The following is a 23,876-nucleotide window of genomic DNA, read 5'->3' on the forward strand; positions in this document are numbered from 1 at the left end:
CCGTTTCCCTCGCCGTTTCCCTCGCCGTTTCCCTCGCCGTTTCCCTCGCCGTTTCCCTCGCCGTTTCCCAGTCGCGCTCACCCGAAGGCCGCCCGCAACCGTGCGTTTTCGCCCACCGCCGCGACGCGACAGCCCCGCCCGCCGTCCCGCGCCCCCGCCCGTCGAAGACTCCCTCTACGAAACACTCTCGCACCCGATACGCCGATTGCGTACCCTTTTAGCTGCAATTGACGTCACCGAGCCGAGCACGCGGGCCGCACGCCGCACGCGCCGCATCGCTCGGGCCACAACAAGGGGGAGACACTCATGCAATTCAACGTCGAATTGCTTCTACTCGCGCTCGCGCCCGTCTTCCTGCTCTGCATCGGCTGGGAAGCGTGGCACCTCGCGCGCACGCGCCCCGGCGAGCACGTCTACAACCTGCGCGACACGCTGTGCAACGCGGCGCTCGCGCTGATGCACCAGGGCGCGGACAAGGTCGCGTGGATCTTCGTGATTCCGATCTATGCGTACTGCTACACGCATTACCGGCTCTTCACGTGGGACAGCACCTGGGTGTCGTTCGCCGTGCTGTTCGTCGCGCAGGACCTGCTCTATTACGTGTTCCACCGCTGCAGCCATCGCGTGCGCTGGCTGTGGGCCGCGCACGTCGTCCACCATTCGTCCGAACGCCTGAATTTCTCTACCGCGATGCGGCAAAGCCTGATGTACCCGATCGCCGGCATGTGGGCGTTCTGGCTGCCGCTCGCGTTCCTCGGCTTTCCGCCTCAGCAGATCGTCGGCATCGTGCTCATCAACCTCGCATTCCAGTTCTTCGTCCACACGCAGACGATCCCGAAGCTCGGCTGGCTCGAGTACGTGCTGAACACGCCGTCGATCCATCGCGCGCACCACGCGCGCAATCCGCGCTACATCGACCGCAACTACGCTGGCGTGCTCGTGATCTGGGACCGCCTGTTCGGCAGCTTCGTCGAAGAGGACCCGCGCGATCCGCCCGAATACGGAATCGTCGAGCCGCTCGACTCGAACAACCCGCTCGTCGCGACGTTCCACGAATGGCGGTCGATGGCCGTCGACGCGTTCGGCGTCGAAGGCTGGCGAAACAAGCTGCGTGCGGTTTTCGGTCCGCCCGAATGGGCGAGCGCTTATCATGCTCGGGTTGCGAACGCGCGCGCGCAGCCGCACGAGCCGCCCGCGCTCGCCGCCGCGCGGCGCGAACGATAACGAGACGCGAGACACGGATTCACAACCATCGCGCCGTGCCGCGCCGCCGCGCGCCGCGGCACGGCGCAGGCCATGCAACACAAGCATATCTACGAGGAGAGACCCGCATGAATCAGCTGCAACGACAACAACAACCCGCCCGCACCGCACGCCGCCGTCTGTGGCGCGGCGCGCAAGTCGCTCTCGCGAGTGCCGCGTTCGCCATCCTCGCCGCATGCGGCGGCGGCGACGACAACGGCTCGTCGCAGCCGAGCGCCGGCGTGAACATGCAGGTCGTGTCGTTCGGCGACAGCCTGTCGGACACCGGCACCTACTCGCCGCAAATCCTGATCGGCTTCGGCGGCGGCCGCTTCACGACGAACCCGGGCCAGGTGTGGACGCAGGACGTCGCCGCGTATTACGGCGGCACGCTCACGCCCGCGTTCGAAGGCGGCTTCGGCGTGCCGCTGCAGGCGGCGGGCGGCCTGGGCTACGCGCAGGGCGGCTCGCGCGTCACGCAGCAGCCGGGCATCGGCCACGCCGATCCGAGCGTCGCGAACGCCGACTACGCACAAGCGACGACCGTGCCCGTCGCGACGCAGGTTCAGCAATACCTGCAGCAGCACGGCAGCTTCAACGCGAACCAGATCGTGCTCGTCAACGGCGGCGCGAACGACATCTTCTATCAGGTGCAGGTCGCGCAGGCGTCGGGCAACACGCCGGCCGCGCAGCTCGCCGCCGCGCAGCAGATCGGCCTCGCCGCGCAGCAGCTCGCGGGGATCGTCCAGCAGATCGTCGCCGCGGGCGCGACGCACGTGTTCGTGTCGAACGTGCCGGACATCGGCGGCACGCCGCTCGCGGTGTCGACGGGCCAGCAGGCCGCGCTCACGCAGCTTTCGACGGTCTTCAACAGCACGCTCGCCGCGGCGCTGAAGGCGCTCAACGTCGATCCGACGAAGGCCGTGCTGATCGACGCGTTCACGTGGCAGGACGGCATCACCGCGAGCTACCAGGCGAACGGCTTCTCGGTGTCGAACACGGGCACCGCATGCAACCTGCAGTCGATGATCGCCGCCGCGACGAAGTCGGGCGTGTCGAACCCGACCGCGTTCGGCTCGTCGCTGTTCTGCTCGCCGCAGATGTACACGGTCGCGAACGCCGACCAGACCTACATGTTCGCCGATACGGTCCACCCGACGACGCATCTGCACGCGCTGTTCGCGCAGTACGTCGAGCAGCAGATCGCGAAGACGGGCGTCGGCAAGTAAGCCGGCGGGCGGCGGGCTCGGATTCGCCCTGCCCGCCGTCCGCGGCTCGACGACGATCCACGCTTCAAATGAAAACGCCCGGTTCGCGTGATGCGAACCGGGCGTTTCTCATCGGGATCGGGTGTTTTCGAATGATTCGGCGCTTCGGCGCTTCGACGACAAGAGCGTAACGAAGCCGCGTCGTTTCCGCCTGTCAACCGCCCGAACGCGCGCCGTTCATTCGTGCGCTTCGAACGCGGCCGCCGCGCGGCCTAGCCGATCGTTCACAGCGATCCACTCCGCCGTATCCGGCAGCTTCTCGACGAGGATGCGCGCGACCTGCGCACGATCGAGCGCGCGCAGCAGCCCGTAGAGCTCGCGTGCGTAAACCAGCGGATCCTCGGGCGCCGCGACGAAATGCACGCCGTCCGTGTGCGCCCACGCGCCGGCGCGCGACGCGCGCGCGACGAGCGCGATCCGCTCGCCCGCGTCGCGCGCGGCCGACAGGAGCCGCTCGAGCCGCTCGAACGGTGCGAGCGCGAGCGGCGTGCGCGGTGCGTAATGCGCTTTCAGCGTGCCGGACGCGCGCGGCGCGGTCGCATCACCGCCGTCGGGCAGGCGCGGCGCGACGCCGAGCACGTCGGCGATCTGCTGCGGCGTCACGCGGCCGGGGCGCAGCAGCGCCGGAAAGCCGCGCGACAGATCGAGGATCGTCGACTCGATCCCGACGTCGGACGCGCCGCCGTCGAGCACGTGGACGGAATCGCCGAACTCGTCGCGCACGTGCTGCGCGGTCGTCGGGCTCACGTGGCCGAAGCGGTTCGCGGACGGCGCGGCGACGCCGCCGTGCCCGCCGCGGCGCGCATCGAACGCGCGCAACAGCGCCTGCGCGACCGGATGCGACGGGCAGCGCAGCCCGACCGATTCCTGCCCGCCGCTCACCGCGTCCGGAATGTGCGCGGCGCGCTTCAGGATCAGCGTGAGCGGCCCCGGCCAGAACGCGTCGATCAACTTCTTCGCATCGGCGGGCAGTTCATCGACCCAATAGCCCGGATCACTGCCCGGCGCGAGGTGGACGATCACCGGATGGTTCGCCGGACGCCCTTTCGCCGCGTAGATGCGCGCGACGGCGGCCGGACTCTGCGCATCGCCGCCGAGGCCGTAGACGGTCTCGGTCGGAAACGCGACGAGCTCGCCCGCGTCGAGCAGCGCGGCCGCTTCGTCGATTTGCGCGGCGCTCGGGAACGGTCGATCGTTCGACATCGTGCGTCCCGTCAGTCGAGCGGAATGCGCAGCAGCCGCGCGCACGCGGTCGCGCCCGCGACCGCATCGTCGAGCGTCGCCGCGGTGAAGTTCACGTGGCCCATCTTGCGGCCGGCGCGCGCCTCCTCCTTGCCGTACAGATGCAGCCGCGCGGTCGGCATCGCGGCGACCTGGTCCCACGGCGGCGTGACCGATTCGTTCGACGCGCCGTTCGCGAACCACACGTCGCCGAGCACGTTGAGCATCGCGGCGGGCGAATGCTGGCGCGTGCTGCCGAGCGGCAGCCGCGTCATCGCGCGAACCTGCTGCTCGAACTGGCTCGTCTCGCACGCGTCGACCGTGTAGTGGCCGGAGTTGTGCGGCCGCGGCGCCATTTCGTTCGCGACGAGCGAGCCGTCTTCGAGCACGAAGAACTCGACGCACAGCACGCCGACGTAATCGAGCGAATCGGCGATCCGCACGGCCGCCTGCTGCGCTTCGCGCATGAGCGCGTCGCTCGCCGCGGGCGCGGGCACGACGGTCAGCGACAGGATGCCGCCGTGATGCGCGTTCTGCGCGAGCGGGAATACGGCGGACTCGCCGTTCGCGCCGCGCGCGATCAGCGCCGACACCTCGTACTTGAGCGGCAGGCGCTGTTCGAGCACGCACGGCACGCCGCCCAGCGACGCATACGCGTCGCGCGCTTCCTGCACGTTCGCGATGCGCACCTGCCCCTTGCCGTCGTAGCCGAGGCGCGCGGTCTTCAGGATGCCGGGCAGCACCGCGGCGAGCTCGGCGTCGGCGAGCGCCGCGAGCTGCGCGGCCGACTCGATCACGACGTGCGGCGCGACGGGCACGCCGGACGCCGCGATGAAGCGCTTCTCGGCGATCCGGTCCTGCGCGATCGCGACGCAACGGCCGGCGGGCGCGACGAACGTCGATTGCGCGAGGAAATCGAGGCTCGCGGCGGGCACGTTCTCGAACTCGGTCGATACGGCGTCGCACACTTGCGCGAGCTCGGCGAGCGCGGCCTCGTCGTCGTACGCGGCGCGCAGATGCTTGTCGGCGACGGCGCCCGCCGGGCTCGTCGGATCGGGATCGAGCACGGCGACGCGATAGCCCATCGCCTGCGCGGCAAAACAGAACATGCGGCCGAGCTGGCCGCCGCCGACCATGCCGAGCCAGGCGCCGGGCAGGATCGGGAAAATCGGGGTGGGGAGTGCAGTCATGTCTAGGGTCGGTGGCGGCGGGCGGCTGCGCCCGCCGCGGTCAGGACGATCGAGATCGCCGGCGGCTGCGCGGCGGCCTCACAGCGGCGGGAGCACCATCGCGTGCGCGGCTTCGTTCTGGCGCACGCGGAACGCGGCGAGCCGGTTCGCGTAGTCGGTCGACGTGCCGGACAGGATCGACACCGCGAACAGCGCCGCGTTCGCCGCGCCCGCCTCGCCGATCGCGAACGTCGCGACCGGCACGCCCTTCGGCATCTGGACGATCGAATGCAGCGAATCGACGCCCTTCAGGTACTTGCTCGCGACCGGCACGCCGAGCACGGGCACCGTCGTCTTCGCGGCCAGCATGCCGGGCAGGTGCGCCGCGCCGCCCGCGCCCGCGATGATCGCGCGCAGGCCGCGCTCGCGCGCCTTCTCCGCGTAGTCGAACATCTCGTCGGGCATCCGGTGCGCTGAGACGACCTTCGCCTCGTAAGGCACGTCGAACGCCTGCAGGATCGCGACGGCATGCTTCATCACGTCCCAATCGGAACTGGAACCCATCAGCACGCCGACGAGCGGCGCGCTGTGCGTGTGGGCGGTCTGGACTTCGCTCATCGTGCGCTTCCTTGTTTCGGTGAATCGAACGATGATCAGTCGAGCGTCTTGCCCGTGATGCGCTCGAGCGCTTCCTGGTACTTCGCGCTCGTCTTCGCGATCACGTCGTCGGGCAGCTTCGGCGCGGGCGGCTCCTTGTTCCAGTCCTGCGCCTCGAGCCAGTCGCGGACGAACTGCTTGTCGAACGACGGCGGGTTCGTGCCGACCTGGTACTCGTCGGCAGGCCAGAAGCGCGACGAGTCGGCCGTCAGCGCCTCGTCCATCAGGAACAGCTTGCCGTGCTCGTCGAGGCCGAACTCGAACTTGGTGTCGGCGATGATGATGCCGCGCGTCGCCGCGTAGTCGGCGGCTTCCCTGTACAGCTTGATCGAGATGTCGCGGATCGTCGCGGCGAGCTCGGTGCCGATGCGGCGCTCGGTTTCCTCGAACGAGATGTTCTCGTCGTGATGGCCCATCTCGGCCTTGGCCGCGGGCGTGAAGATCGGCTCGGGGAGCTTCTGCGCGTTCGAGAGGCCGGCCGGCAGCTCGACGCCGCACACCTTGCCCGTCGCCTGGTAGTCCTTCCAGCCGCTGCCCGCGAGATAGCCGCGCACGACCGCCTCGACGAGGATCGGCTCGAGACGCTTGACGACGACGCCGCGCCCCTTCACCTGCTCGACCTCGTCAGCCGCGACGACCGTCTCCGGCGCGACGCCCGTCAGGTGGTTCGGGACGATGTGCGCGAGCTTGTCGAACCAGAAGTTCGCCATCTGGTTCAGGACGCGCCCCTTGTTCGGAATCGGCTCGCCCATGATGACGTCGAACGCCGACAGGCGATCGGTCGTGACGATCAGGAGCTTGTCGTTGCCGACCGCGTAGTTGTCGCGGACCTTGCCGCGACCGAGGAGCGGCAGCGAGCGCAGCGTGGATTCGTAAAGGGTAGACATCGTCTTTTCGCAGAATTAAGAGCCAAACAAAAAGGGAAACGCCGTTCCCGTCGGCACGCGGGAACGGCGGTCTTGCAACCTGCCCGCGGCCGGGCGGCGAGGGGCGGCGCCCTCTCCCGTCCGGCCGCGCGGCACCATTTAACGCACCACTTGCGCGAGGTCGCCGGCCTTGTACTTCTCGGCCATCTTGTCGAGCGCAACCGGCTTGATCTTCGCCGCCTGGCCTTCGCAGCCGAACGCCAGATAGCGCGCGACGCAGATCTTCTTCGCCGCTTCGCGCGCGGGCTTCAGGTAGTCGCGCGGGTCGAACTTCGACGGATTCTCGAACATGTAGCGGCGGATCGCGCCCGTGATCGCGAGACGCAGGTCGGTGTCGATGTTGACCTTGCGCACGCCGTGCTTGATGCCTTCCTGGATCTCCTCGACGGGCACGCCGTAGGTTTCCTTCATGTCGCCGCCGAACTCGCGGATTTCCGCGAGCAGGTCCTGCGGCACCGACGACGAACCGTGCATCACGAGGTGCGTGTTCGGAATGCGCGCGTGGATTTCCTTGATGCGCTCGATCGACAGGATGTCGCCCGTCGGCTTCTTCGTGAACTTGTACGCGCCGTGCGACGTGCCGATCGCGATCGCGAGCGCGTCGCACTGCGTGAGCTTCACGAAGTCGGCGGCCTGCTCGGGGTCCGTCAGCAGCTGCTCGCGGGTCATCGTGCCTTCCGCGCCGTGGCCGTCTTCCTTGTCGCCCTTCATCGTCTCGAGCGAGCCGAGCACGCCGAGCTCGGCCTCGACCGTCACGCCGATCGAGTGCGCCATCTCGACGACCTTGCGCGACACGTCGACGTTGTATTCGTACGATGCGACCGTCTTGCCGTCGGCCTGCAGCGAGCCGTCCATCATCACGCTCGTGAAGCCGCTGCGGATCGCCGTCAGACACACCGCCGGCGACTGACCGTGATCCTGATGCATCACGACGGGAATGTGCGGGTACGACTCGACCGCCGCTTCGATCAGGTGGCGCAGGAACGGCTCGCCCGCGTACTTCCGGGCGCCGGCCGACGCCTGCATGATCACGGGCGCGCCGACTTCGTCGGCGGCCGCCATGATCGCCTGCACCTGCTCCAGGTTGTTCACGTTGAATGCGGGCAGGCCGTAGCCGTTTTCCGCCGCGTGATCCAGCAGTTGACGCATTGATACGAGAGGCATTGTGGTACTCCTTGAATGAAAACCTTGCGCCCTACGCGGCGTCTTACGGCCCGCCCCGACGGAAGACGGGAGGACCGGCGCGGCCGAGCGTCGAATAGCCGCATTTTATCGCGAAGCGCCTCCGATTCAGACCAAATGGCGGATTCGCTGGCAATTTGTTACGTCTTTCAGATCGCCTTCAAGCAAAAAAAGCCGCGGGGGCATCCGACCCCACGCGGCTCGCTCCGGGCGCAAGCGGCATGCCCGGCGGGCGTGCTGCTCCCGGCCCGGTATCAGTAGTGCTCGCCGACGCGCACGATCTTCAGCGTGTTCGTGCCGCCCGCCTGCCCCATCGGCTCGCCGACCGTCAGCACGACCATGTCGCCGTGCGCGACGTAGCCGCGCCGCACGATCAGCTCGAGCGCCTGCTGCAGCGCGGAATCGCGGTCGCTGTCGAAGTCGACGTGCAGCGGCGTCACGTTGCGGAAGAGGGCCATCGCGCGCTCGCTGCCGACCCGCGGCGTCAGCGCGAAGATCGGCACGTGCGTGTAGTGGCGCGACATCCAGAGCGCCGTCGCGCCCGATTCGGTCAGCGCGACGATCGCCTTCGCGCCCAGGTGGTACGCGGTGAAAAGCGCGCCCATCGCGATCGACTGATCGATCCGCGTGAACGTGCGGTCGAGGAAATCCTTGTCGAGCTCGACGTGCTCGGATTTCTCCGCCTCGACGCAGACGGCCGCCATCGCCTCGATCGTGACGGTCGGGTACTTGCCCGTCGCGGTCTCGGCGGACAGCATCACGGCGTCGGTGCCGTCGAGCACCGCGTTCGCGACGTCCGACACCTCCGCGCGGGTCGGCACGGGCGCGTGGATCATCGACTCCATCATCTGCGTCGCGGTGATCACCAGCTTGTTCGATTCGCGCGCCATCCGGATCATCCGCTTCTGCAGCGCGGGCACCGCCGCGTTGCCGACCTCGACGGCCAGGTCGCCGCGCGCGACCATGATGCCGTCCGACGCGTCGAGGATCTCCTGCAGCGCCGGAATCGCCTCGGCGCGCTCGATCTTCGCGATCATCTTCGGCTTGATGCCGTAAGGCGCGCCCGCGATGTTCGCGAGCTGGCGCGCCATCTCCATGTCGGTCGCGTTCTTCGGGAACGACACGGCGACGAGATCCGCGCCGAGCGACATCGCGGTGCGGATGTCCTCCATGTCCTTCGCGGTCAGCGCGGGCGCCGACAGCCCGCCGCCCTGCCGGTTGATCCCCTTGTTGTTCGACAGGTCGCCGCCCACCTTGACGGTCGTGTGGATCTCGTCGCCGAGCACGCGGTCGACCTTCAGCACGATGAGGCCGTCGTTCAGGAGCAGCACGTCGCCCGGCTTCAGGTCGCGCGGCAGATCCTTGTAGTCGAGGCCGACCCGCTCGTCGTTGCCGAGCTCGCACGTCGCGTCGAGGATGAACGACTGGCCGGGCGCGAGCGTCGTCTTGCCCGCCTCGAACCTGCCGACGCGGATCTTCGGCCCCTGCAGGTCCGCCATGATCGCGATTTCCCGGCCGACCCGGCGCGCGGCCTCGCGGACCATCTCGGCGCGTTCGCGGTGATCGTCGGCGGTGCCGTGCGAGAAATTGAGCCGCACGACGTCGAGACCCGCGTGCATCATCTGCAACAGGACCTCCGGCGAGCTGGATGCCGGACCGATCGTGGCGACTATCTTGGTGGCGCGATGCATGAATCTCCTCGTTTGACTGAGTGAAAGCGCTGGATGTACCGCCGCGAGAGCCGAAAGCCGCGCGGCCCAGCCGCCGCCGCTCCGGAACGCGCGCCGGTGCGTGCTGCGCCCGGCGTCGCTTTGTCCGCGGGCGCCGGCATTGGCAGCCGGCGCCGCGTCGTCGTATCGGGTTCGGCGGGACCGCTCGCGCGGCCCGCCCGGCGATCGGCCGACTGCCGTCGCCCCGGCGCCGGGCGCCATCCGCGTGCCCGCCGCCGCGCGGGCGGCCGGCATGTCCGGCCGCACCGCGCTTCCCACTTCATGCCGCGCGCGAAGCGGGATGCGACGCGCGCCGCGTCACGCGCTTACGCGCGCGTTTCGAGCACTTCGACGGCGGGCAGCTTCTTGCCCTCGAGAAATTCGAGGAACGCGCCGCCGCCCGTCGAGATATAGCTGATCTTGTCGTGGATCCCGTACTTCGCGATCGCGGCGAGCGTGTCGCCGCCGCCCGCGATCGAGAACGCGGCCGAGTTCGCGATCGCATCGGCGAGCGTCTTCGTGCCGTTGCCGAACTGGTCGAATTCGAACACGCCGACGGGGCCGTTCCAGACGATCGTGCCCGCCTTCTCGAGCTGGCCGGCGAGCGCCTTCGCGGTTTCCGGCCCGATGTCGAGGATCATGTCGTCGGCTTCGATGTCGGCGACGTTCTTCACGGCAGCCGCGGCCGTCGGGGAAAACTCCTTCGCGACGACGACGTCGGTCGGGATCGGCACCGACGCGCCGAGCTTGCGGGCTTCGTCGATGATCGCCTTCGCCTCGCCGACGAGGTCTGCTTCCGCGAGCGACTTGCCGATCGGCAGGCCCGCCGCGAGCATGAACGTGTTCGCGATGCCGCCGCCGACGATCAACTGATCGACCTTCGCCGCGAGCGACTTCAGGATGGTCAGCTTCGTCGACACCTTCGAGCCGGCGACGATCGCGACGAGCGGGCGCTTCGGGTTGCCGAGCGCCTTGCCGAGCGCGTCGAGCTCGGCCGCCAGCAGCGGGCCCGCGCATGCGACGGGCGCGTACTTCGCGATGCCGTGCGTCGTGGCTTCCGCGCGGTGCGCGGTGCCGAACGCGTCGTTCACGTAGACGTCGCAGAGCTTCGCCATCTTCTGCGCGAGCTCGTCCGAATTCTTCTTCTCGCCCTTGTTCACGCGGCAGTTCTCGAGCAGCACGACCTGGCCCGGCGCGACCGAAACGCCGTTCTCGACCCAGTTCGCGACGAGCGGCACGTCACGGCCGAGCAGCTCGGCCAGGCGCTTCGCGACGGGCGCGAGCGAATCCTCGGGCTTGAACTCGCCTTCCGTCGGGCGGCCGAGGTGCGACGTGACCATCACGGCCGCGCCCGCGTCGAGCGCCGCCTGGATCGCGGGCACCGATGCGCGGATGCGCGTGTCTTCGGTGATGTTGCCATGATCGTCCTGCGGCACGTTCAGATCGGCGCGGATGAACACACGTTTGCCGGAGAGCTTGCCTTCGGCGATCAGGTCGGTAAGACGCTTTACTTGGCTCATGGGACTGATGAAGGTTGATGGAGGAAGGCGGTACGAAGCGCGCGCGGGCTGCCGGCCCGGGCGCCTCGCGCGGCCCGCCGGCTTCGCACGGCAAGGCCCGCGCGACGCGCGCGCGAAAAAAATCCGGAAGGGGTCATTCTAGCCGATCCGCCCGGGGCGCTACCCCGCGCGGCGGCGAATTCCTGCTATTCGGCGGCGACGTGCGCCGTTGGGTCGCGCCCGCGCGGCGGCCGCGCGTCAGTACAGGATCCGCAGCGCGGTGAACACGAGCATCCCGACGACGATCGTGCCGAGCATGCTGCGGCGCCACAGGAACCACGCGAGGCCGGCCGCGGCCGCGTAGAAATCGTGGTTCGACAGCGCGAGCGAGATGCCCGCAGGCGTCTCGAGCACGTCGGGCAGGACGACCGCGACGAGCGCGGCGGCGGGCGCGTAACGCAGCGCGCGCTGCGCGCGCTCGGGCAGCACCGTGCGCTCGCCGCCGGCGAGAAAGAGCGCGCGCGTGACCGCGGTGACGAGCGTCATCCCGGCGATCGCGAGCCAGATCTGCCAGTCGCTCATTCGACGTCCTCCGTGTGCGTCGCGCGGCCCGCCGCGCGGATGCGCCGCCAGTCGGCGCGCTCGACGAACCAGTCGGCGACGCTGCCCGCCGCGAGCGCCGCGCACACCGCGAGCGGCAGCGCGAGCCGGTACGGCAGCTCGAACGCGACGAGCGACACGATCCCGGCGATCGCGACGGCCGCGAGCGTCGAGCGGTTCGAGATCGCGGACACCATGATCGGGATCAGCGCGAGCGTGCCGGCGAGCGCGAGCCCCCAGCTGTCGGGAAAGGCGTTCGCGAGCGCGATGCCGACGAGCGACGACGCCTGCCAGGCGAACCAGCTCGTGAGCGCCATCCCCCAGAAATAGGCTTCCTTGCCGGGCACGCGGCCCGTCGCGAAGCCCTGCTTCTGGAACAGCAGATAGATCACGTCGCCGTTGAAATAGCCGATCGCGAGGCGCCGCCACAGCGGCAGATACGAGAAATGGGGCGCGAGCCCCGCGCTGAAGATCACGAAGCGCATGTTGACCATCGCGGCCGTGAGGAGGATCGTCCAGACGGGCAGCTTCGCGGCGAAGAGAGGCAGCACCGCGAGCTGCGACGAGCCCGCGTAGACGAGGACCGACATGCCGACCGCCTGCCCCGTCGACAGCACCGACTTGCTCATCGCGATGCCGGTGACGAGCCCCCACGACAGGATCGCCATCAGCGTCGGGGAAAAGTCGCGAAAGCCCTGGACGAGGGCGAAGCGGTCGGAGGCGGAGAAGCGAGCGAGCATCGGGGAAGCGCCGCGAAGGCGGAAAGCCGGGCCGCTCGCGCGCGTCGCGCGCCGCCGCCCGTTATTTTTCACGCAGGTTGCGCGTCGATTATAGCGCCGGACCCCGCCGTACCGACCGTTGCCCGCACAAAAACGCTAAAATGAGCGTCTTTGCGACGCGGTGCCGTTCCGAGCCGCCGCGCGCTGCTTCTGCGCATCCCGCATCCACTAGGAGAAGACCTATGTCAATGGCCGATCGCGACGGCAAGATTTGGATGGACGGCAAGCTGATCGAATGGCGCGACGCCAAGATCCACGTGCTGACCCACACGCTGCACTACGGCATGGGCGTCTTCGAGGGCGTGCGCGCATACAAGACGGCCGACGGCGGCACGGCGATCTTCCGCCTGAAGGAGCACACGAAGCGCCTGCTGAACTCGGCGAAGATCTTCCAGATGGACGTGCCGTTCGACCAGGAAACGCTCGAAGCGGCGCAGCGCGACGTCGTCCGCGAGAACAAGCTCGAGTCGTGCTACCTGCGCCCGATCATCTGGATCGGCTCGGAGAAGCTCGGCGTGTCGGCGAAGGGCAACACGATCCACGTCGCGATCGCGGCCTGGCCGTGGGGCGCGTACCTCGGCGAGGAAGGCCTCGCGAAGGGCATCCGCGTGAAGACGTCGTCGTTCACCCGCCATCACGTGAACGTGTCGATGGTGCGCGCGAAGGCGTCGGGCTGGTACGTGAACTCGATCCTCGCGAACCAGGAAGCGACGGCCGACGGCTACGACGAGGCGCTCCTCCTCGACGTCGACGGCTACGTGTCCGAAGGCTCCGGCGAGAACTTCTTCCTCGTGAACCGCGGCAAGCTCTACACGCCCGATCTGGCGTCGTGCCTCGACGGCATCACGCGCGACACGGTCATCACGCTCGCGAAGGAAGCCGGCATCGAAGTGATCGAGAAGCGCATCACGCGCGACGAGGTCTACACGGCCGACGAAGCGTTCTTCACCGGCACCGCGGCCGAAGTCACGCCGATCCGCGAGCTCGACAACCGCACGATCGGCAGCGGCGCGCGCGGCCCGATCACCGAGAAGCTGCAGAGCGCGTTCTTCGACGTCGTGAACGGCAAGAGCGCGAAGCACGCGGACTGGCTCACCAAGATTTGAGCGCGCCGCGCGCCCGAGGCCGGGCGCGCGCCGCTCGCCATCGCCATAACGAGAAAGCCCCATGAGTGAAATCAAGGAAATGCCGCTCATCGAACTGACGGCCAAGGATCTGCCCGCTTACTGCCCGAACCCCGCGATGCCGCGCTGGAGCGCGCATCCGCGCGTGTTCATCGACGTCTCGCACGGCGAAGCGCGCTGCCCGTACTGCGGCACGCGCTACAAGCTGCGCGAAGGCGAAATCGTCCGCGGCCATCATTGAGCGCGCGGCGGCTGTTCCGCCCGACGCGGCGCGGCCGGCCCGACCGGCACGCGCCGCCGCCCCTCCCCCGCAACCCGAGCGCGGCGCATGAGCGTCGCGCTTCATTACGACATCGGAAATCGACCTGATGCGTCGCGCGTTGGTTATCGCACCGAACTGGATCGGTGACGCATTGATGGCGCAGCCGCTTTTCGCGCTGCTGAAGAAACTGCATCCCCGCATCGTCATCGACGCCGTGGCCCCGACGTGGGTCGCGCCCGCGCTCGAGCGAATGCCCGAGATTCACGATGTTCACGCGACCGACCTCGCGCACGGCAAGCTGCAGATGCTGCGCCGCTGGCAGCTCGCGAGCGATCTGCGCGAGCTCGGCTACGACGCCGCGTACGTGCTGCCGAACTCGCTGAAGTCCGCGCTGATCCCGTGGCTCGCCGGCATTCCGCTGAGGATCGGCTACACGGGCGAGCATCGCTACGCGCTCCTCAACGTGCGCCACGCGAATCCGAGCAAGGCGCGCGACGAGCGAGCGCCGATGGTCCAACATTACGCGACGCTTGCATACGCGCCCGGCGCGAAGCTGCCCGAGTCGTTCAAGACGCTGCCGCCGCCGCGGCTCGAAGCGGACCTGAACGAGACGGCGCGCGTGTCCGCGCGCTTCAACCTCGATACGCGCAAGCCGCTCGTCGTGTTCTGCCCGGGCGCCGAGTACGGCCCGGCGAAGCGCTGGCCGCCCGAGCACTTCGCGGCGCTCGCGCAGAGCGTGAGTCAGTCTTTTCCCTATACGCAGATCGTCGCGCTCGGCTCGCCGAAGGACGCGGCGGCCGCACAGGCGATCGCCGAGCGCGCGCCGAACGTGCGCAACCTCTGCGGCCAGACTTCGCTCACCGAGGCGTGCGCGCTGATCGCGCGCGCGAACGCGGTCGTCACGAACGATTCCGGGCTGATGCACGTCGCGGCGGCGCTGCGCCGGCCGCTCGTCGCGCTCTACGGGTCGACGGATCCGCGTCATACCCCGCCGCTGTCGGACCTGGCAAAGGTACAATGGCTGCATCTCGAATGCAGTCCCTGCTTCGAACGCGAATGCCCGCTCGGCCACCTGAAGTGCCTGCGCGAGCTGAGCCCGGAGCAGGTGTTCGGCGATTTGCGCGGGATGCTCGTCGGACAGCGCTGACGCCGCGGCCGCAAGGCCGTCCGTTACGCGCCACGCACCCGCACCCGACTCACCGGTAAGCGGGCGGCCTTGTTCACGCATGGGCCGCCTTGATGAAACGGCGCGCGCCGCGCGCGAGAGATAGACCCGATGCCACGTTTTGCCCGCCTCTTCGAAGCCGCCGCCGATACGCTGAACGCGTACTATCAGGCAGTCGCCGACGCCAACCTCGACGCGCTGATGGTCCTCTGGATCGACGAGGATTTCGCCAGCTGCATCTGGGCAGACGGCGCGCATCTGCACGGCCTCGAGCAGATCAGGAGCGGGTTCGCGCAACGGCTGTCGACCCAGCCCGTCACGATCGAGCCGCTCGACATCCGCGTCTACGACAGCCTCGGCACCGTCGTCTACACGGTCGCGGAGGCGCACCAGCAGGCCGATCTCACGGCCGAGCCGCAGATGGTGTTCACGACCTACGTGATGATCCACGAGCGCGGCGAATGGCGGATCGCCCACATCCACGCGAGCCCGATCCCCGAGCAGACGGCGACTCAGTTCGCCGCGAAGATCCGCCACGCTCAGGGGCCGCTCCACTAAGCACAGGCGTTTGCAGCGATGAGCACCGCGCTTCCTCCGCTTCCCGCTGCCGACGAGACCGCCCGCCCGGCAGCCTCGTCCCTCTACCGCGCGCCGCTCTGGCTGCCGACGAGCCACGCGCAGACGATCGTCCCTGCGCTCTTCGCGCGCCGGCCGGACGTCGGATACCGGCGCGAGCGCTGGGACACGCCCGACGGCGACTTCATCGACATCGACTGGCTCACGCACCCGGACGGCGCGGCGCCCGGGCCAAGCGCCCCGCTCGCCGTGCTGTTCCACGGCCTCGAAGGCAGCTCCGATTCACATTACGCACGCGTGCTGATGGCGGCCGCCCGCGCACGCGGCTGGCGCGGCGTCGTCCCGCATTTCCGCAGCTGCAGCGGCGAGATGAACCGGATGCCGCGCTTCTATCACCTCGCCGACAGCGCCGAAGTCGACTGGATCCTGCGGCGGCTCGCTAAAGGCCATCGCGGGCCGCTCGTCGCGGTCGGCGTGTCGCTCGGCGGCAACGTGCTGCTGCGCTGGCTCGGCGAGCGGCGCGGCGACACGTCGATCGTCACGGCGGCCGCGGCGGTCTCGACGCCGATCGACATCCACGCGGGCGGACGCGCGCTGTCGCAAGGCTTCTCGATGGTCTACACGCACAGCTTCCTGAAGACGCTGAAGCTGAAGGCGCTCCTCAAGCTCGAGCAATACCCGGGGCTCTTCGACAAGGAAACGATGCTCGCCGCGCGCACGATGCACGACTTCGACGACGTCGTGACCGCGCCGCTGCACGGCTTCGCCGACGCGAACGACTACTGGACGCAGGCGACGACGCGCCCGCTCCTCGCGGCGATCGACGTGCCGACGCTGATCCTCAACGCGCGCAACGACCCGTTCCTGCCGGCGTCGGCGCTGCCCGGCCCGCGCGACGTGTCGCGCGTGGTCGTGCTCGACCAGCCCGAGCACGGCGGCCATGCGGGCTTCATGACGGGCCCGTTTCCGGGACGCATCGACTGGTGGCTGCCGACCCGCATCTTCGATTTCTGCTCACGCTTCACCGATCATGGATGACATCGTCAAACAGGCGCTCGCCAAGTGGCCTAACGTCCCGCACTGCACCGGATGGCTGCTGCTCGACCGGCGCGGCTGCTGGCGGATGCGCGACGACGCGGCGCAGGCGGCGGGCGCGCTCGGCTCGCCTGTCCGGCACCCGGCGCTGATCGACTTCATCGCCCGCAACTACGAGCGCGACGCCGACGGGCAGTGGTTCTTCCAGAACGGGCCGCAGCGCGTGTACGTCGAGCTCGCGTACACGCCGTGGATCGTCCGGCTCGCGGCCGATCGCGACGATCCGGCGCGCGTCGCGCTCACCGACCACACGGGCCGCGCGTTCGAGCCGGCGCGCGCGTGGCTCGACGACGCGGGCGGCGTGCTGTTCGCCGACGCGGCGACGCCGCCGCGCGTCGCCGCGCTGCACGATCACGATCTCGGGCTCTTCGCCGATCATGCGGACCTCGACGACGACGGCGCGCACGGCGTGCTGCACCTCGGCGGCGGCGTAGACCTGCCGCTCGAGCCGATCCGGCGCGACGACGTCGCGCGGCGGTTCCGGTTCGTCGCGAGCCCGGCCGCGCGCGCGGGCGGTCAGGCGGCGGACTGACGCGCGGGAAAGCGCGCGGCCGCGCACGGCGCGTCGTTCGACGTCGCCGGAAAAGGAGCCGGGCTGCCGGCGCGAACGCCCGGCGGGCGGGCGGCCCGGCCGCGGCGCCGCGCGTCAGCCGCGCTTGTTGTCCTTGTCCTCTTCCCGCTCTTCCTTGTAGCGCGCCTCGAACTCGTGCAGCCGCGCGCTGATGATCGACTGCTCGTAGAAGCTGGCCGACTTGATGTCGCGCGCCTCGCGCAGTTGCCGGATCGCCGACGGCCACGCGCCCTCGAGCGCGAATTTCTCCGCGAGCGCGCGGCGCTGCGTCACCGCATCGCCGTTGCCGAGGCTCGCCTGCGCGAGATAATTCCACCAATCCGGCTGGCCGGAATCGGCGCTCGCCTCGGACTGCGCGAGCGTCTGTGCGTGCGCGTAGCGGCGCGCGGCAAGGAGCGCCTGCAGATGCGCGGCGATCGCCGCGTGCGAGCCCGGCCAGCGCCGCTGCGCGGCGGCGGCGAGCTGCACCGCGTCGTCGGTGCGGCCCGCGCGGCGCGCGATCTCCGCCGCGAGCACGTCGAGGCTCGGCGAGCTGCGCGCCGAGTCGCCCTCGCGCGCGGCCGTGCGCGCGAACGCGTCGCGCGCCGCCCCGAGCGCGCGATCCGCATCGTCGTAGCGGCTGCCCAGCATCTCGCCCAGCGCGATCCCGTACCAATTTGCCGCGACGTTCGGCGCGATCCTGTCGTCGAGCTCGACGCGCATCCGCCGCACCTCGTTCGCGTAATCGGTCGGCGAGCGGTTCTGCAGCATCCGCAGACGCGCGCGCACGAAACCGTACTCCGGCGACTGCCTCGGCTGCTTGTACGGCGCGCGCCGCGCGCGATCGTCCATGTCGGCGATCCGCTCGCCCGTCAGCGGATGCGTGCGCGCATACGCGGGCACGCCCGCGTCGCCCATCGACGCGCGTTCGAGCCGCTCGAAGAAGCCCGGCATCCCATACGGATCGTAGCCGGCGCCCGCGAGCAGTTGAAAGCCGACGCGGTCAGCCTCGCGCTCGGCCGTGCGCGAGAACCGCAACTGGCTGTCGACCGCGAACGCCTGGCCGCCGATCGCGATCGCGCTGCCGAGATCGCCGCTGCGCGCGAGGATGCCCGCGAGCACGCCGAACAGCATCGTCGCGAGCGCCGCGTAGCCGCTCTTCTCGCTCGCGACGATCATCCGCGCGATATGCCGCTGCAGCACGTGCCCCATCTCGTGACCGATCACCGACGCGAGCTCGGATTCCGTCTGCGTCGTCGCGACGAGCCCGCTGTTGATGCCGATGAAACCGCCCGGCAGCGAGAACGCGTTGATCTGCGGGTCGCGTATCGCGAACAGATCGAAGTCGGGCATGTAGCCGCCGATGAACTGCGCGGCCGCCGCCGCCGACAGCTTCGCCGCGACTGAATTCAGGTAGTCGCGCACGAGCCAGTCGTCGAGATAGTCGGGATCGCGCCGCACCTCGCGCATCACGCGTTCGCCGAGACGGCGCTCCGCCTGCGGCGTCAGCGATCCGCCCGAGCCGTCGCCGAGATCCGGCAGTTGCAGCGATCGAAGCGGCGCGCGCAAACTGGGCGTGCCGGACGCCGGATCGGACAGCCGGCTCTGCGCGCCGCCGTACGTGCCGAACACGCCGGCCGCGATGCCGGACGGCACGGTCGAGATCGCGTCGGGCGCGAGCGGCGCGGGCTCGGCGGCGCCGGTGGCGGGAGCGGATTCGAGCGGCTGAGCATCGGCGCGCGGCTGAGCGTAGCCGCCGGGCGGCAGGGCGAGCGCCGCGGACAGCGACACGACGAGCAACGGTTTGACGCGCATGGACAAGGATCAGGGCGGCCGTGGCGTAATGATCGATAGAGCTGCGTCATTGTAACGGCGCGCCGGCCGCCGTTCGCGCGACGCCGACGCGCACCGCTCGAATCGACCGACGAGCCGCGCTGCTATGATAGGCGCCCTCTAACGGAGCACGACATGTCTGGATTCACACACTTCGACGCTGCCGGCCACGCGCACATGGTCGACGTCGGCGACAAGCAGGAAACGAAGCGCATCGCGGTGGCGCGCGGCGCGATCCGGATGCTGCCCGACACGCTCGCGCTGATCCGCGAAGGACGCGCGAAGAAAGGCGACGTGCTCGGCGTCGCGCGGATCGCGGCGATCCAGGGCGCGAAGCGCACCGCCGATCTGATTCCGCTCTGCCACCCGCTCGCGCTCACGCGCGTCGCGGTCGAGTTCGAGTTCGACGACGCGCTGCCCGGCGTGCGCTGCAGCGCGCAGGTCGAGACGTACGGACGCACGGGCGTCGAGATGGAGGCGCTGACCGCGGTGCAGGTCGGGCTGCTGACTGTCTACGACATGTGCAAGGCCGTCGATCGGGGAATGGTGATCACCGATGTGAGCGTCAGGGAGAAGCGCGGCGGAAAGTCGGGGGACTGGAAAGCTGGCGAGGCCGGCGCGTAACGCCGGCCTGCCCCGCAAACCGCCAGCTAGCGCACCGCCGAATCCGGGCGGGTGCGCGTCAAGCGGTTATCGAAGCGCCGCACTCGACAAGGCGCTTCGAGTCGGGACAACGGCGCGCAACGAGACACGCGCGTTGCCGCCCGCGCCCGCGCCCACGCACTCGATGCGCGTCACCGCGCGGCCTTCGCCGTCGGCTCGAACACGAACGGCCGCGTCAGCGTAAACGGATAGGGCTCGCCGCCGCGCGCGGGCGTCTGCGAGCACGCGACCTTCGACATCGCTTCGACGGCCGCACGGTCCGCGGCGGCATTCCGGCTACTCGTCGTGACCGTGACGTTCTCCGCATTGCCCGACGACGTGATCATCGCCCGCACGAGCACGGTCGCCCGGCGCTCGAGCGGCTTCGCGCTGTCCGGATACACCGCGACGGGCATCGTGCATTCGAGCTTCGCCGAGTCCCGCGGCGCGAACGCCGCGCAGCCGGCGAGCAGCGACGCGGCAAGAGGAAACGTCAGGTACGTCGAATAAGTCTTCATGTTCGTTCTGGTCAGTCCGCGCTGTCGATCGCGTGAATCGTCAGCGCCTGCGTTGCGCACGCCGTGCGATTCCGCCCCCCCGTTTCTTGTCCATTCTTATCCATGCTTCATTCGCACCGGCGCCCGATACCGAGCGCCGCGCGCGATCCCCGGCGTCCGCCGACGCGTCGCGTCGGCAGCGCGCGTCGATCGCGCACCGCCCGCTCCGCGACACGGCGCCGGCGTCCCGCTTACAGCAGCGACTTCGCCTGCGACAGCACCTTGTCGCAGACCTGCTTCGTCAACTGCTGCTTGAAGCTCTGCCCGCCGCTCAGGTCGAGCGTGCGGCCGTTGCCGGCGTCGAGAATCCCGCTCGCGCCGCTCGCGTAGCTGCTGTCCGACGTGACGCCGCCGCCCAGCTTGCTCATCAGCGCGTCCTTGACCGACGACGCGCCGCCGTCGCCGAGATAGTTGTTCTTGATGCAGAACTGCAGCAGGCCCGCGACGTTGCCGGTGCTGCCGGGTGACAGCAGCGAGCCGGCCGACGCGGCGCCGCCCGCGCCGCCGAGATTGCCGAGCGCGCTCGCTACGCCGCCCGCGCCGCTGTCGGTGCCTTGCTTCAGCAAGTCGCCGAGCTGCGCGTGAGCGGTCGAGAACGACGCGATGCTGGCAATCAGGATGCCTGCTGCCGCAATACGATGGGGACGCGTTTTCATAGGCTTCCTCTCAGGGCAAGAATTCGTTTCCAGTCGATGAATACCGCGCCCAAGCATACCCGAACGATGCGACGCAAATCCGCTCGTACCGGCTCGCCGTGCGCGAGTGCGGCGCGATTTGACACTGCTTAACGTCGCCTGTCGGAGCGGGGCGGGGATAGCGGCTGCTCACGGCGGTTTCTTTCGGCGGTTTCTTTCGGTAGTTTCTTGCCGCGATTCCTTGTGGCGGTTTCTTTCGGCGGCTTCTTGTGACGGCCGCGTGCTTAGGCTGCGCGAGTGTCGGCCAAGCGACGTCGACGCACGCTTTGCACACGATGCGATGCCGCGGCCACGCAACGCTCCTCGTGCCGTCCGCATGACGAAATTCCGGCGCGCGCCGCCGCGCATCAAGCATCACGCGTCGTGCATCGCGCCCGCCGCATCGTTCGATCGCGACGCCGTCGCGCCCTCCCAATCAAAACCGCCGCGAAAAGCGGCGGTTTCTTCGATCGTCCCGTTTCCAGCCGACCCGCGATCAGTCGTCGCTGTCGTCTTCCTCACCGTCGGCGGATACGTTCGCGGCCGGCGTCCCGTACTTCGACACGAGCGACGCCTTGAACGGCCTCAGCGACGGCTGATCGTCGAGCAGCTTGTACAACGCGGCAAGCTGCACCGGCCAGTCATGCAGTTCTTGCGCGAACACGCGCAGCCGCTCGACCGTGTCGAACGCGTCGGCTTCGCGGCCGTCGAGCGCCTGCAGCACCGCGTAGCGGCGCAGGACGGTCTCGCCCGGCAGCAGCGCGATCGCCCGTTCGTGCGCGGCGAGCTTCGCCTGCAGGTTGTCGCGCGAAATCGTCAGCAGCGTCGCCTCGCCGTAATCGCCCCACGCGCCGAACAGGAACGACGGATCCTCGCGGTACTGCTCGGCCGGATTCGTGCCGTAGTACAGCACTTCCGCGCGCTGGTAGTCGCGCAGCACCGGGTACAGCGACGCAAGCCCCGCAACCGACAGCGCAGCGAACAGCGCGAACGCCGCACGGCTTGGCAGCACGCGCAACGGCTTCGTCTCGAGCAGGCCGATCACGAACATCACGGGCAGCAGGAAGAACGTGTACTGCTGCGGGTACTCGACGAGCGCGTGCATCAGCAAAATGCCGACGAGCGCGAAGCCGAACACACGGCTCTCGGTATGCGGCACGCGCAGCGCGCGCACGAACCACGCGACGAGCGCGACGACCAGCACGCCGAGGCCGAGCAAGCCGGACTTCGCGAGCAGATCGATGAAGATGTCATGCGAGTTGTTGGCGATCTCGACGCCGCCCAGCCTGCGCACGAGTTCGAACTGATGGATCGGGAATTCGCCCCAGCCGACGCCGAGCAGCGGATGCTCGCGGAACATCGTCAGGCCGTACTTCCAGAGCGCGAGGCGCGGCGCGATCTGGCCGGCGTCGCGCATGCGGTCGGCGGCCGACTCGGCAAGGCCGAGGTGGTAATGCACGTTCACCCAGCGCACGGCGACATTGACCGCGACGAACAACGCGCCGAGCACGACCGGAATCGCCCATGCGCGCATGCGGCTCGCGGCCGGATCGCGCCGCGCCTGCGCGAACGCCATCCAGAAGCCGGCGACGACCATCACGCCGACCTGCAGCCACGGCCCGCGCGACACGGTAAGCGCGAGCCCGACGGACAGGAACACCGACAGCGCCGCCCACGCGAGCGCCGGCATGCGGCGCGTCTGCACGAGATACAGCGCGCCCGCAAGCGCGAACGCGATGTAGGTCGCGAGGTGATTCGCCTGCGCCATGTTGCCGTACGGCCGGCGATCGACGGTCACGCCGTACGACACGACGAACGGCGAGAACGTCGTCTCCAGATGGAACAGCTGCACGAACTGGCAGGCGACGGCGAAGATGCCGCCGACGATCGTCGCCCCCGCGATCATCCTCGCGACCATGTCGACCATGTTCGCGCGCGCGAGCGCATAGCCCGACTGCATCGCGACGATCGCGCCGAGCAGGTAGCCCGTCGCGAGCCAGTTCATCGAAGGCTGATGCAACGGCAGCAGCGCGACCTGCGCGAGCAGCACCGCGCCGAAGCCGAGCGGCGCGACGAGCGCCATCGGCACCGCGAACGGCTGCGCGGAGCGCTCGGCTTTCACGAGCAGGACGACGGTCGCGCCGAGCACCCAATACAGCGCAAACGCGGCGAATTCGGAATAGAAGGTCGGAATCGGATACGTGTGATTCGTGACCGCATACGGCAGGATCAGGGCGACTGCAAGCGCGATCAGCGACAAAGAACGCAGAAAAGAGGAAGGCATGAGCGAACCGGGTGTCAGCAACCGGCGCACTATACAAAAAAAACCTCCCGCTGTGCGGGCGCGGGGCGCCGGTTGCGCACGGCCGTTATGTCACGCACCATCACAGTGCACGAACGCCGCGCAATTCTTCTCCCGGTAGCCGATGCTCAAGGCACGCGCCGCCCCGCCGCTTCGCCGCTATTCGCCGCTATTCGCCGCCGGACGTCACGCTCGGCACTCCGGCGGCGCGAGCTTGCCGGCCAGCGTCGGCGCATCGCTCGGCATCGGCCCGGCGCCCGGCGCGGGCAGCGACGACGACGTCTTGCCGTCGGCGAAGCACTCCCACGTGATCGCCCCCGCCTGCACGGCGCCCTTCGACAGCGCGACGCGCGCCGTCGGCGTCTCCGCCTGATCCGGCGCCGACGGCACGAGCACGAGCGTGTTCGCGCCCGACGCCGCGACGCGCGACGTGAACGCGACGACGATCTGCCCGGTGTCGTCGTCGACGCGAATCGACTCGACGTTGCGCGTGCCCGGCGGCGACACGTATCCGCCCGAAAAACCGCTGCCGCTCGCCGCGTTCTCCGCGACCGCGAGCCGCGCGGACGCGGCGAGCGCAAGCCCCTCGCCGACCCGGCTGCGCGCGAGGTAGTCCTGATATGCGGGAATCGCGTACGCAGCGACGACGCCGACGATCGCGAGCACGATCATCAATTCGATCAGCGTGAAACCACGGCCGCGCACCGCACGCGTCGACGCGCGCCACACCCGGCGCAGGCCGCGCGCGCCCCCCGCCCGCGGCAGCAAAAGCGACGCAAACGGCGATAAAACGGAAAGAAATTCGCTCATGACAGGCTCCGGAAACGAACACGCCCGCCGAAAG

23 protein-coding genes are annotated in these 23,876 nt (G+C 69.2%); 9 read left to right on the forward strand and 14 right to left on the reverse strand.

Annotation, left to right across the window (positions count from 1 at the left end):
• The first annotated feature begins 306 nt into the window (after positions 1–306).
• Both BG90_RS04060 and BG90_RS04065 read left to right on the forward strand, forming a co-directional pair.
• Positions 307–1,224: a sterol desaturase family protein gene (locus BG90_RS04060; RefSeq protein WP_010114209.1), complete on the forward strand. Its 918-nt coding sequence runs from the start codon at positions 307–309 to the stop codon at positions 1,222–1,224.
• A gap of 107 nt (positions 1,225–1,331) precedes the next feature.
• Positions 1,332–2,471 carry an SGNH/GDSL hydrolase family protein gene (locus BG90_RS04065; protein WP_010114207.1) on the forward strand — a complete coding sequence of 380 codons (1,140 nt, stop codon included), beginning with the start codon at positions 1,332–1,334 and terminating at the stop codon, positions 2,469–2,471.
• A 216-nt stretch (positions 2,472–2,687) separates the two neighbouring features.
• On the opposite strand, the gene BG90_RS04070 is transcribed toward BG90_RS04065, so the two are convergent.
• The 9 genes from BG90_RS04070 to BG90_RS04110 all read right to left on the reverse strand — a co-directional run bounded on the left by BG90_RS04070 (position 2,688) and on the right by BG90_RS04110 (position 12,213).
• Entirely contained in the window at positions 2,688–3,713 is a 1,026-nt protein-coding gene (locus tag BG90_RS04070) for an L-threonylcarbamoyladenylate synthase (RefSeq protein WP_010114201.1), read from the reverse strand.
• An 11-nt stretch (positions 3,714–3,724) separates the two neighbouring features.
• A complete protein-coding gene (locus tag BG90_RS04075) occupies positions 3,725–4,921 on the reverse strand; it encodes a 5-(carboxyamino)imidazole ribonucleotide synthase (RefSeq protein WP_010101903.1) in 1,197 nt (398 codons plus the stop codon).
• A gap of 78 nt (positions 4,922–4,999) precedes the next feature.
• Positions 5,000–5,518: a 5-(carboxyamino)imidazole ribonucleotide mutase gene (purE, locus tag BG90_RS04080; protein WP_010101902.1), complete on the reverse strand. Its 519-nt coding sequence runs from the start codon at positions 5,516–5,518 to the stop codon at positions 5,000–5,002.
• 35 nt (positions 5,519–5,553) lie between these two features.
• Entirely contained in the window at positions 5,554–6,444 is an 891-nt protein-coding gene (locus BG90_RS04085; RefSeq protein ID WP_010101901.1) for a phosphoribosylaminoimidazolesuccinocarboxamide synthase, read from the reverse strand.
• A 138-nt stretch (positions 6,445–6,582) separates the two neighbouring features.
• A complete protein-coding gene (gene fba, locus BG90_RS04090; protein ID WP_010101900.1) occupies positions 6,583–7,647 on the reverse strand; it encodes a class II fructose-bisphosphate aldolase in 1,065 nt (354 codons plus the stop codon).
• Positions 7,648–7,919: 272 nt separating this feature from the next.
• Positions 7,920–9,356 (reverse strand): pyruvate kinase, encoded by a 1,437-nt coding sequence (gene pyk / locus BG90_RS04095; protein WP_010101899.1) that lies wholly within the window; start codon positions 9,354–9,356, stop codon positions 7,920–7,922.
• A 344-nt stretch (positions 9,357–9,700) separates the two neighbouring features.
• Entirely contained in the window at positions 9,701–10,894 is a 1,194-nt protein-coding gene (locus BG90_RS04100) for a phosphoglycerate kinase (RefSeq protein ID WP_010114193.1), read from the reverse strand.
• A gap of 237 nt (positions 10,895–11,131) precedes the next feature.
• On the reverse strand, positions 11,132–11,455 hold the full coding sequence (locus tag BG90_RS04105) for an AzlD domain-containing protein (RefSeq protein WP_010114191.1): 324 nt from the start codon (positions 11,453–11,455) through the stop codon (positions 11,132–11,134).
• On the reverse strand, positions 11,452–12,213 hold the full coding sequence (locus BG90_RS04110) for an AzlC family ABC transporter permease (protein ID WP_010101893.1): 762 nt from the start codon (positions 12,211–12,213) through the stop codon (positions 11,452–11,454). The genes BG90_RS04105 and BG90_RS04110 overlap by 4 nt, the downstream gene beginning before the upstream one ends.
• Before the next feature lie 221 nt (positions 12,214–12,434).
• Between BG90_RS04110 and BG90_RS04115 the strand changes: the two genes are divergently transcribed.
• From BG90_RS04115 to BG90_RS04140, 6 genes are all read left to right on the forward strand, one after another.
• Positions 12,435–13,358, forward strand: coding sequence for a branched-chain amino acid transaminase (locus BG90_RS04115; protein WP_009892780.1), 924 nt, complete (start codon positions 12,435–12,437; stop codon positions 13,356–13,358).
• 61 nt (positions 13,359–13,419) lie between these two features.
• Positions 13,420–13,617, forward strand: coding sequence for a zinc-finger domain-containing protein (locus BG90_RS04120; protein WP_010101891.1), 198 nt, complete (start codon positions 13,420–13,422; stop codon positions 13,615–13,617).
• Between the two features lie 127 nt (positions 13,618–13,744).
• A complete protein-coding gene (waaF, locus tag BG90_RS04125; RefSeq protein WP_025989678.1) occupies positions 13,745–14,785 on the forward strand; it encodes a lipopolysaccharide heptosyltransferase II in 1,041 nt (346 codons plus the stop codon).
• 129 nt (positions 14,786–14,914) lie between these two features.
• Positions 14,915–15,361 (forward strand): nuclear transport factor 2 family protein, encoded by a 447-nt coding sequence (locus tag BG90_RS04130; protein WP_010101887.1) that lies wholly within the window; start codon positions 14,915–14,917, stop codon positions 15,359–15,361.
• 18 nt (positions 15,362–15,379) lie between these two features.
• A complete protein-coding gene (locus BG90_RS04135) occupies positions 15,380–16,417 on the forward strand; it encodes a hydrolase (RefSeq protein WP_010101886.1) in 1,038 nt (345 codons plus the stop codon).
• Positions 16,410–17,006: a DUF2946 family protein gene (locus tag BG90_RS04140; RefSeq protein WP_010101885.1), complete on the forward strand. Its 597-nt coding sequence runs from the start codon at positions 16,410–16,412 to the stop codon at positions 17,004–17,006. The genes BG90_RS04135 and BG90_RS04140 overlap by 8 nt, the downstream gene beginning before the upstream one ends.
• 114 nt (positions 17,007–17,120) lie before the next feature.
• Here BG90_RS04140 and BG90_RS04145 read toward each other — a convergent pair whose 3' ends face one another.
• The gene (locus tag BG90_RS04145; protein ID WP_038802485.1) at positions 17,121–18,839 is read right to left on the reverse strand and encodes a M48 family metalloprotease; all 1,719 of its coding nucleotides are present in this window, start codon (positions 18,837–18,839) and stop codon (positions 17,121–17,123) included.
• Positions 18,840–18,992: 153 nt separating this feature from the next.
• On the opposite strand from BG90_RS04145, the gene moaC reads away from it, so the two are divergent.
• On the forward strand, positions 18,993–19,481 hold the full coding sequence (gene moaC, locus BG90_RS04150) for a cyclic pyranopterin monophosphate synthase MoaC (RefSeq protein WP_010101882.1): 489 nt from the start codon (positions 18,993–18,995) through the stop codon (positions 19,479–19,481).
• A 170-nt stretch (positions 19,482–19,651) separates the two neighbouring features.
• On the opposite strand, the gene BG90_RS04155 is transcribed toward moaC, so the two are convergent.
• The 4 genes from BG90_RS04155 to BG90_RS04170 all read right to left on the reverse strand — a co-directional run bounded on the left by BG90_RS04155 (position 19,652) and on the right by BG90_RS04170 (position 23,737).
• On the reverse strand, positions 19,652–20,017 hold the full coding sequence (locus BG90_RS04155; protein ID WP_010114184.1) for a TonB family protein: 366 nt from the start codon (positions 20,015–20,017) through the stop codon (positions 19,652–19,654).
• Between the two features lie 230 nt (positions 20,018–20,247).
• Positions 20,248–20,712, reverse strand: coding sequence for a YjjA family protein (locus tag BG90_RS04160; protein WP_010101879.1), 465 nt, complete (start codon positions 20,710–20,712; stop codon positions 20,248–20,250).
• Between the two features lie 514 nt (positions 20,713–21,226).
• Entirely contained in the window at positions 21,227–23,014 is a 1,788-nt protein-coding gene (locus BG90_RS04165) for a PglL family O-oligosaccharyltransferase (RefSeq protein WP_025989677.1), read from the reverse strand.
• Between the two features lie 204 nt (positions 23,015–23,218).
• On the reverse strand, positions 23,219–23,737 hold the full coding sequence (locus BG90_RS04170; protein ID WP_081463932.1) for a pilin: 519 nt from the start codon (positions 23,735–23,737) through the stop codon (positions 23,219–23,221).
• Positions 23,738–23,876: the final 139 nt, after the last annotated feature.

Source organism: Burkholderia oklahomensis C6786 (assembly GCF_000959365.1).
Lineage (GTDB): Bacteria > Pseudomonadota > Gammaproteobacteria > Burkholderiales > Burkholderiaceae > Burkholderia > Burkholderia oklahomensis.

Coding starts and splice junctions, on each gene's coding strand:
- BG90_RS04065 (WP_010114207.1), top strand. CDS start 1,332: ATGAATCAGCTGCAACGACAACAACAACCCGCCCGCACCGCACGCCGC.
- BG90_RS04155 (WP_010114184.1), bottom strand. CDS start 20,017: ATGAAGACTTATTCGACGTACCTGACGTTTCCTCTTGCCGCGTCGCTG.
- pyk (WP_010101899.1), bottom strand. CDS start 9,356: ATGCATCGCGCCACCAAGATAGTCGCCACGATCGGTCCGGCATCCAGC.
- BG90_RS04060 (WP_010114209.1), top strand. CDS start 307: ATGCAATTCAACGTCGAATTGCTTCTACTCGCGCTCGCGCCCGTCTTC.
- purE (WP_010101902.1), bottom strand. CDS start 5,518: ATGAGCGAAGTCCAGACCGCCCACACGCACAGCGCGCCGCTCGTCGGC.
- BG90_RS04135 (WP_010101886.1), top strand. CDS start 15,380: ATGAGCACCGCGCTTCCTCCGCTTCCCGCTGCCGACGAGACCGCCCGC.
- BG90_RS04085 (WP_010101901.1), bottom strand. CDS start 6,444: ATGTCTACCCTTTACGAATCCACGCTGCGCTCGCTGCCGCTCCTCGGT.
- BG90_RS04160 (WP_010101879.1), bottom strand. CDS start 20,712: ATGAAAACGCGTCCCCATCGTATTGCGGCAGCAGGCATCCTGATTGCC.
- fba (WP_010101900.1), bottom strand. CDS start 7,647: ATGCCTCTCGTATCAATGCGTCAACTGCTGGATCACGCGGCGGAAAAC.
- BG90_RS04115 (WP_009892780.1), top strand. CDS start 12,435: ATGTCAATGGCCGATCGCGACGGCAAGATTTGGATGGACGGCAAGCTG.
- waaF (WP_025989678.1), top strand. CDS start 13,745: ATGCGTCGCGCGTTGGTTATCGCACCGAACTGGATCGGTGACGCATTG.
- BG90_RS04140 (WP_010101885.1), top strand. CDS start 16,410: ATGGATGACATCGTCAAACAGGCGCTCGCCAAGTGGCCTAACGTCCCG.
- BG90_RS04105 (WP_010114191.1), bottom strand. CDS start 11,455: ATGAGCGACTGGCAGATCTGGCTCGCGATCGCCGGGATGACGCTCGTC.
- BG90_RS04120 (WP_010101891.1), top strand. CDS start 13,420: ATGAGTGAAATCAAGGAAATGCCGCTCATCGAACTGACGGCCAAGGAT.
- BG90_RS04165 (WP_025989677.1), bottom strand. CDS start 23,014: ATGCCTTCCTCTTTTCTGCGTTCTTTGTCGCTGATCGCGCTTGCAGTC.
- BG90_RS04145 (WP_038802485.1), bottom strand. CDS start 18,839: ATGCGCGTCAAACCGTTGCTCGTCGTGTCGCTGTCCGCGGCGCTCGCC.
- BG90_RS04070 (WP_010114201.1), bottom strand. CDS start 3,713: ATGTCGAACGATCGACCGTTCCCGAGCGCCGCGCAAATCGACGAAGCG.
- BG90_RS04110 (WP_010101893.1), bottom strand. CDS start 12,213: ATGCTCGCTCGCTTCTCCGCCTCCGACCGCTTCGCCCTCGTCCAGGGC.
- BG90_RS04100 (WP_010114193.1), bottom strand. CDS start 10,894: ATGAGCCAAGTAAAGCGTCTTACCGACCTGATCGCCGAAGGCAAGCTC.
- BG90_RS04130 (WP_010101887.1), top strand. CDS start 14,915: ATGCCACGTTTTGCCCGCCTCTTCGAAGCCGCCGCCGATACGCTGAAC.
- BG90_RS04075 (WP_010101903.1), bottom strand. CDS start 4,921: ATGACTGCACTCCCCACCCCGATTTTCCCGATCCTGCCCGGCGCCTGG.
- moaC (WP_010101882.1), top strand. CDS start 18,993: ATGTCTGGATTCACACACTTCGACGCTGCCGGCCACGCGCACATGGTC.